8 protein-coding genes are annotated in these 8,157 nt (G+C 39.1%); 5 read left to right on the top strand and 3 right to left on the bottom strand.

Annotated elements, in window-relative coordinates:
- Both VB733_RS27000 and VB733_RS26995 read left to right on the top strand, forming a co-directional pair.
- A partial coding sequence (locus tag VB733_RS27000; RefSeq protein ID WP_323343132.1) for a zinc ribbon domain-containing protein occupies positions 1 to 545 on the top strand: 545 nt, incomplete at its 5' end.
- Positions 546 to 1,267: 722 nt separating this feature from the next.
- Positions 1,268 to 1,555, top strand: a complete 288-nt coding sequence (locus VB733_RS26995; protein ID WP_323343131.1) for a transposase — start codon at positions 1,268 to 1,270, stop codon at positions 1,553 to 1,555.
- 202 nt (positions 1,556 to 1,757) lie between these two features.
- On the opposite strand, the gene VB733_RS26990 is transcribed toward VB733_RS26995, so the two are convergent.
- The 3 genes from VB733_RS26990 to VB733_RS26980 form a co-directional block, all read right to left on the bottom strand.
- Positions 1,758 to 1,937: a hypothetical protein gene (locus tag VB733_RS26990; protein WP_323343130.1), complete on the bottom strand. Its 180-nt coding sequence runs from the start codon at positions 1,935 to 1,937 to the stop codon at positions 1,758 to 1,760.
- The gene (locus VB733_RS26985) at positions 1,934 to 4,174 is read right to left on the bottom strand and encodes a caspase family protein (protein WP_323343129.1); all 2,241 of its coding nucleotides are present in this window, start codon (positions 4,172 to 4,174) and stop codon (positions 1,934 to 1,936) included. Before VB733_RS26985 ends, VB733_RS26990 begins: the two co-directional genes overlap by 4 nt.
- A gap of 167 nt (positions 4,175 to 4,341) precedes the next feature.
- Entirely contained in the window at positions 4,342 to 6,534 is a 2,193-nt protein-coding gene (locus tag VB733_RS26980; protein ID WP_323343128.1) for a S8 family peptidase, read from the bottom strand.
- Between the two features lie 320 nt (positions 6,535 to 6,854).
- On the opposite strand from VB733_RS26980, the gene VB733_RS26975 reads away from it, so the two are divergent.
- The 3 genes from VB733_RS26975 to VB733_RS26965 all read left to right on the top strand — a co-directional run bounded on the left by VB733_RS26975 (position 6,855) and on the right by VB733_RS26965 (position 8,027).
- Complete coding sequence (locus VB733_RS26975) at positions 6,855 to 7,052, top strand: bacteriocin (RefSeq protein ID WP_323343127.1); 198 nt, start codon at positions 6,855 to 6,857, stop codon at positions 7,050 to 7,052.
- A gap of 281 nt (positions 7,053 to 7,333) precedes the next feature.
- Complete coding sequence (locus VB733_RS26970) at positions 7,334 to 7,579, top strand: hypothetical protein (RefSeq protein ID WP_323343126.1); 246 nt, start codon at positions 7,334 to 7,336, stop codon at positions 7,577 to 7,579.
- A 10-nt stretch (positions 7,580 to 7,589) separates the two neighbouring features.
- Positions 7,590 to 8,027, top strand: coding sequence for a nitrogen fixation protein (locus VB733_RS26965; protein WP_323343125.1), 438 nt, complete (start codon positions 7,590 to 7,592; stop codon positions 8,025 to 8,027).
- Positions 8,028 to 8,157: the final 130 nt, after the last annotated feature.

Genomic DNA, 8,157 nt, shown 5'->3' with positions numbered 1-8,157 from the left:
GTCGATGGGGTCAAAATACCAAAAGTAAAGGCATTTTGTTGTTATCAGGGCAGGTTGTTTGTGGGTGCTGTGGGAGTAAGTGCTACGCCAGATCGCGCACTCGCTTTTTTACTTGCAAGAAACGAGCAAGCTATGGCAATAGTTACTGCACCAATAAAAAACGTATCTCCGTTGAGGCAGTATGCGATGCAGTGGACACAGAATTGACTAAATGGGCGATCGCACTGCGGGATTATGCCCTCTCTGAGGAACCACAGGAAGCACCCGAAGTGTTGGAGTTGCGAACAACATTAGAAAATTTACAACGATTGCCACAAAACGAAGCGATCGATGATGCAATTGCAAAAATCAAAATCCAAATATCCCAGTACAAAAAGCCAGTACCCGATATGGCATTGGTGGATGAGTGGGTCGAAACCTTCTCCGACCCAGTATTTTTGAGAACAATCCCCGAACTAGACCGGGCTAATCTGTACCGCAGGTTTGTCCGATCCGTCACCATCTTGGACGGTAGCGTAACTGCGATCGCCCTCAACAATATCTAAGTCTAAGTTAGCCAGGTAGAACCGAATTCTGTTTTCCGGAAGGTGTTTAACTTGGCGGTATCGTGTCGCCAATCTGCGGAGTCGTGAGGGGAAAGATTCGTATTGCATCGTTCTGTCTGTGGCGTTCTTTGTTTAGGTTAATTGATTGTTGAGGAAATTTTGTTAGTGGCGATCGCTTTAGCGCTGCCGTACCCGGCTTATCGCATTGGCTTTAAGTCATGCGATTGCTTGGTGTTCGGTGATTAGCATTGCCCATACCATCCGCTTAAAATCAGTGTTCCAAGTATTTGTTAGGGCAGCTATCATTGCCCAGTTTTGTTACTGCAAGGCTTCTACTATGTAGACTGCTATTGAGAGATACGGAGCTTAGAGGGCATTGGATGGCTCATTAATACCAGCCTTTTCAAGGCGAACAGATAAACTACAAGTTCTTTTTAGTAATTCGAGTTGCAAATTGTGAGAAAAAAGGTATTTTTTAGCAATTACAAATGTTTCAGCTATTGAATTATATAAACTTAGAGGGTGTTTATAAATAAAAAATAAAGGACACCGCAATCATTTCCCAGAACATTTACTCTACTTAATAAGCAAGTAGCGTTTTTACTGGGTGCAATGAGTCGAAAAACTTATCCTACAGATGTTTCTGATGCAGAATGGGGTTTAATAAAATCAATGATTCAAACGTGGAAAAAAACGTGAAGTTGATATGCGAGAAGTGGTGAATGCCATTTTTTATATTTTGCGTGCAGGTTGCACAAGAGCGAATGATGCCTCACGATTTACCAGCATGGCAAACTGTGTATTCGTATTTTCAACGTTGGCAGCGTAAAGGTATCTGGAAAAACATTCATTCCGTGTTGCGATCCCAGTTAAGAGAACTTGATGGACGGGATGCAGAGCCATCCGCAGGAATTATAGACTCCCAAAGCATTAAAACAACTGAAAAAGGAGGTGTTCACGCAAAATCTGCCGGGACAGAAGATTCTGTCCGGCAAGTTTCGCGGCTATGATGCCGGAAAAAAGATTAATGGTCGTTGTACATGCTGCTTCGTGATGGAGCCAAACTCGTACTCGATAGAATTCAATAGAATTCAATACTCCTTCCCAAAATTACCTTTAATGCTGGATATGCAGGAAAACTAGTTAATTGGGTCAGATATTTTATTGGTTGTGCGATTGAGATAATCAAACGTTCTGACGACACTAGCGGTTTTAATTTGAGAATTTACCTGTAGTCGTATCCCAAATAGTGATTTCCCCTTCCTGCCCTCCTACCGCAATACTTTTACCATCGGGACTCCAAACCTTACTAGCAGCATAAATTTCAATAATTTCCTTGATGCGTTTTTCCGTATTAATATCCCAGATAACCGCACCACCACTTATCTTCAATTAATGACTTCAAATGCGATCGCCATTGCTGCAAGTTTCTTGGCATCCACCCCCCGCACTCCCGCAGCTAACTGGATTCCTTCGATATTAATCCCTCCCCTGGTTCCATTATCTAAGTCTGCCAATAATTTATCGGTTATATCTAAGAATTCATCATTATTGGGTGCAATTGGTCCACGTGAAATTTTTCCTCTAGTGGCGATTTCTTTGAGTGCTTTGAGGGAGTTTCTTAGAGGAGATGTACTAGAAATTATTAATGCTTCTGTGATTCCCAAAGGTTTACTAATAGTAAGTTTAAAGCCATCATCATTCCCAGGAATTATACGTTTTTCTTTTGCTGGTAATAATGCTGCATCTTCCGAATCAGTCCAATTATTGGGGAAAATTATCGCCATTTCACCAGAAGCATCAATGACTAAAATACTAATATAAATAGGTACTGATTCTTGATTTTCGATATTGAAAACTATTTGTGTACCCACTGGTAACTTCGGTATTTGGGCATCCTGAATAATTGGTTTATTTGGTCTGGTGATACTTCCATTTATTTGTTTGCTTATTCCGCGAGTTGGTAAAGCTTTACTAATAATTTTTTGACTTCCAGCAATATCAATTGATGCGGTCACTTTTAATAGTGATGTACTATTATTCCCGACCATTTGTTTCACAATTCTCGTTGCCAGTAGGGATTTAAATTTCGGTTGTAAACGTTTCACTGCATCGGTAAGAGTTTCATTTGCACTACCAAAGGAATCTAGAACAATTTGGTCGAGGGAGGGTAAAAATAAACCCAAACTACCCACAACAGGTAAATTTGTCACCTGGGATTTTTGTAATTGCTGATATCTAGATTGGCTCATACGACCAAATATATATTGTATTTCCTGCTGTCCTAAAGCCAGGGGAGTAATACGATTAACTGCTTGTAAAGCTTGCTGTACTTGGGTTGTAGTATTAGGATCAAAAGTATTATCCAAACCAATTTTTAATGTTAAATTCTTGGGAATACCGCGAATTCTTTCTTGTAAAATGGTCCCCGGTTGAATTGGAGAATTTCCCCTTGCAGCAGCAATAAATCTACCCTGTCCAATCAATCCCTGACGGGACTCTAACTTAACTAGCCCTGTTTCTTCACCGCGAGAATTAACCGTACTAAAAGCAGCTTCTTGGTTAAAAGCTTCGAGCGATCGCGCATCAATTCCCCCTAACCATAATTCTACTTTTTCACCTTTTACTTGTGTCACTACTGCTTCGGCATAGGATGTATTAAAAGGGGTAAAATAAATCGCTGGGTTGGGATTTTTTTTATTATTTACTTCCAATTCTGGCTCTTGGAAAATACCACTATTACGAGACAAAATTTTTGTACTGTGATTCACATCAACAAATGCTCGCTCGACCGATTGATTTGCTGTTTGTTGCCACAAGTATTGGGTAAATAAATAGGTAAATGCCCCGGCATGAAAATCATTAAAAGGTGCATCGGCTGCATATTGGTCGCGTTTTGCTGAAGCAATTACCACACCTTTAGCAACACCTTGACGACGCAATTTAATAAAATCTTGATTCGATAAGTTTAATCGTTTTAGCCACTGTTTTTGATAAGCAAATTCATCGGCAATGGCTTGAAATTTACTACCACCATTACGAGAACGAACCACAAAATTTCCCCGTTTTGCACCTCCCGAATGACAGCTATCTAAAACCACTGTGACATTATCGGTTTTGAGTGCATACATGAGTAAAAACAGTGTGTGTCCCATAATGTCTTGCACCACACCACCAGAGGCATTGTCACCAGAATCAACGGGAACTAGGGTACTATTTAAACCATCAGGATTATCTTTATCTCGATCGACAACCTGGGAACCATGTCCGGAAAAGTGAAACACCACCGTATCCCCAGGTTTAGCTTGATTAATTAGATGTTGTTCAAAAGCAGTTAAAATGCCTTGACGAGTAGCTTGTTCGTCGATGAGGATTTTTATATCGTTGGGATTAAAACCAAAGCGGTGGATTAATAAGTTTTTTTGTAACAAGACATCATTAACGCAACCATTGAGGGGATTCATCCCATTTTCATACTTGTTAATACCTACTAATAGTGCTAACTTGCGTCCAGTATTTTGCGCCAGCACTTGAGTATATTTACCAGCTTGTTGTGCAATATCTAACTGACTTAGACCTAGTGTTGCCAGGGTGGAGCCGGAGAATTGTAGGAAATGGCGGCGTTTCATAGGATTTTCGACTTAGAACTTTCTGGTTATTTATACTTCGAGAGGTTTTGGGGGTATGTAAAAAGTACCACCACGTTCCAAATATAGTTCATCAATTTCTGGTTTATGGGGCAATATGGTTCTGAAAATCTTGCCTAAAAAGGATAGGCAAGATGTGGATTTATAGTTTATTTTTTCACCGCTCTAACCGCAGCCTCGGCATTAATTAATCCACTACCAAAGAAAACCTGTTTCTCTGATGTAGAAGCAGAGATAAAACCTTTACTCACCAGAGTCTGATATTGTTCTTTCTCTTTCTCAGAAATCTGCAAACCATCGTAACTAGCAGTCGATTTGAGAATATTAATTATTTGTTCTCGGTTTAATTTGCGGTTAGTATCTTCACCTTTCATCAATGCAACTACCCCTGCAACTGCTGGAGAAGAAAAAGAAGTACCCTGCATCCACCAATATTGTCCTCTCATATCAATAACATAAGACCAACGGGAATTGGGATAGGCTAAACCTTGCCAAAATGCTTCCATCCAGGTTCCTCCTGTAGTCGGAATTCCCCCCAGCCAGCTGATTGAGGTACTGAAATCTCCACCAGGTGCGACTACTCCCAAACCTCTACCATAGTTACTATAAGGTGCGCGATCGCCAAATAAATTTGTGGCACCAACAGATAACACTCCTTCATATCCGGAAGGATAACCAACGATGGGACGGTTAGAATTACCGGAGGAAGCAACTATAACTAATTTGGGATATTGCTGCAATACTTGCTTAAATGCTAATTCTTCTGCATCAATGGGAACTGTTCCCCCCAAACTTAAATTAATCACATCTGCTCCCCGATTTGCTGCATAACCAACAGCTTCAATTACAGAAGTTCTCTGAATACTGCCATTTAAACCAAACACTCGCACAGGCAAAATCTTGGCATTGGGTGCAACTCCCGATACTCCTTGAGCATTTTCGGGTTTAGCTGCAACTACTCCACTGACTAAAGTTCCATGAAATTCACCACCAACATCTGCACGAATTTTGTCACGCAAGCGATCGGCTATTTCTTTTTGTAGAGTTTGGTTATTTATTTTTGCTAATTCACTTGGTGATAAGTATCTTCTCATTAATTCAGCATCAGATAATTTAAAGGTATCTTGTAATTTCCTCCGCAAAATATTCATTTCTAAAGGACTCATTTTTGTATCTGCATCGCCAATCTCACAGGGATTTTTGCTATTACTTGATTCCGAAAAATCCCAACCATATTCTTCCTGCGGACATTTATCATCTGTCGATACTTTGTATAAATTATTTTTTAAATCTGGATGGTTCCATTGAATTAAACTATCTATAACTGCCACAATAACACCTTTACCACCATTACTATTTTGCCAAGCTTCGGTGACACGTAAATCGCTACGAATTGATGTCGATTGTGCAGTTTGTTTAGATTGTTTATTCTTAGTAGTTTGCTCTTGGAGACAGTTTTGTAATGCGTTAAAGCCCTTAATTGGTTGTTGCAAACATGTTTTGAGGGGAGCGCTATTCAAGTGCCACTGCAAACCTAAATAATTTGTCTTTGAATTATTCCCACGTTGTGTAATATTTGAAGATTGTGTCTCGAACGATGCAATATTTAGTTTTTGAGGTTTTTGTTGAGTGATGTTAACAGAATTGGAAACAGATTCAAGGAAATTTGGTGCGGCAGAATTTATTCCTTTGACTTGATTGAGTTCATTGGCAACATTCAACACATTTATACCGGAAGCTGTGGTTGATTTCACAATATAAATATTGGGGAAGAAACGTAGAGGACGAATAATTTCTAAATTATTTTGTCTCAGAATAGATTCCTTATCTTTTTCGCCTATATTTGCTTGAAATCCGACAACGAGTTCGTTCGGCAAAATAATTGTATCTTGCTGATTTGTGCGACTTAATACAGGTAAAGAAGCCTTGACATAACTTTGATTTTGGATTTTATTTTTTATGGCATCGGTATTAGTAGCAGGTAAAGCGACAACAGCATAATTTCCTCCTAAAGGCTTCACCTGTACCTGGGAAACTCCACCACCACGAGTTCCTGCACCTATTTTTAAATCTTGTTCTAATTGTAAATAAAGCGGATTATTGTTGCCATTGCGGGTATTAGCTACAGCTTTAAATTCAACTGCGATCGCATCTTGTTGTTGAGTTAATGGAACACGCTGCCCTTTATAGATGTAAAATAATTGATTATCATTTATTTTTGTGGTGAGAGCCGATGCAGTTAGATTAAATTTGCGACTGATTGCTGTCAATGGAAAGATATTTGTCACAGCTAAAATTGTACTAGCTAAAAGAATACTAGATACAGCAAGTTTGCGATTCATAATTGATTTTTCCTGGAAATAATAAGTTATCTGATACTAGTTGCAAATTCACAAAAGGTCGATGTTTCCCTGCTTGTTTATTTATATTTCTCAACCATAAAGGGGGTATGCAATTTTTACCAACTAACTATATCTCGGTCATTCAGAGGGGATGCAGTTTTCGGAAATTGACTTCAACTTAATGCTTATGAAGCTAACATAAATTTCAATTTAAGACATTTATAAACTTTATATGGCACATATTTATAGCAATGCAGACTAGACTTTCTAATATTTTTTATTGTAACTTATAAGCTGTACACTCAATAGGATTAGTAACAATGAATATTGCAAATTTAAATGCTGAAGAAGATTTATTTTGTGAGTTAAGCATTGACGAATTACATCAAGTTATCGGTGGACAGAATTCCGTCATCATCACTTGCACACGCGATACGTCGAGAATAGGTCAAACTACTACTAGTTGTACCTCATCTGACAGAACTTGGAGGAGTAGTTTAACTGTCTACAAAAATTAACTATCCGTGAAAACAATAAATCTGGAGTAATTTTTAGCCAGGCATTAACTGGCTTTATTACCATGAATAATATGAACTAAGCAATTCGCTAGGAAGCATCCTAAATGTGTAAATTAATGTGTAAATTGTTTTTTGTAGTGATGCCTCTCTAGCCCGCTTCCTGGAGATTAGGGAGCCTGAATGCTCCCACTACAAATTGTATTTTTGCAAAATTGGGATGCTCCCATTCGCTATTCCGTATTTGTAAATCACACAAGTTACTAGTCATAAGGAAATTAAACGTGGAAAAAGATAATAGTCGTATCCAAATAAACAACTTGATTGATAGTGCAATCAATAACGCAATTACACGCCGAAAAGAAGGTTTATCAGAATTATCTGATGAACAAACACGAGATATTGTAGGTGGTTCAACTCCAAGAGTTCTAGCAGGAATTGATAACGGCACAACTACTGGAATCGTTGACGTACCCAGTCCAATGCCTACAGGATATGTGGATAAAAAACTAGGATTTAAGGCATTTTAAGGACATCTTGATGGCAAATAATTCTACGGAAAAAATGACCCTATGTCCTAGTTCTAGACCAGAACGGGAAAACAGTATTGTCTTCGGTATAATTGGTGGAACTGTCGAACAACCTCGTGCAGTTTATCTCAAACAAGCGCTACCAGTGACTGATGAACTGATAGCAAAAGCTAGTCCAGTTACACCTACTGAGATTTTTCGTACTGCTTCAAACTGTGCAACATCAAGTTGTCAGCATTTTGATGGTAAAAACTGTGGTTTAGCAATGCGAGTTGCTCGAAATTTGTCAGCAGTAGTTGAAGAATTACCTCCTTGTTCTATTCGCCGAGACTGTCGATGGTGGCAGCAAGAGGGCAAATCTGCATGTATGCGTTGTCCGCAAGTGATTACAGATAACTATAATCCATCTCAACTTATGCGTGAAGTGGCAACTTCGACTGCTAGTTAATGTGTGGATTGGATGTAGTATAGGAGTCCGATTTGATGATTGACAATATACGTAGGGTACGTTATCGACAGCGTAACGTACCATTCGCGGGGATTGTGTGCATTACGAACGACCTTCTAACGTACCCTAC

The organism is Calothrix sp. UHCC 0171 (assembly GCF_034931845.1).
GTDB lineage: Bacteria > Cyanobacteriota > Cyanobacteriia > Cyanobacteriales > Nostocaceae > Brunnivagina.
Note: the sequence above shows the minus strand (reverse complement) of the source record. Positions and strands in the feature narration are given on the sequence as shown.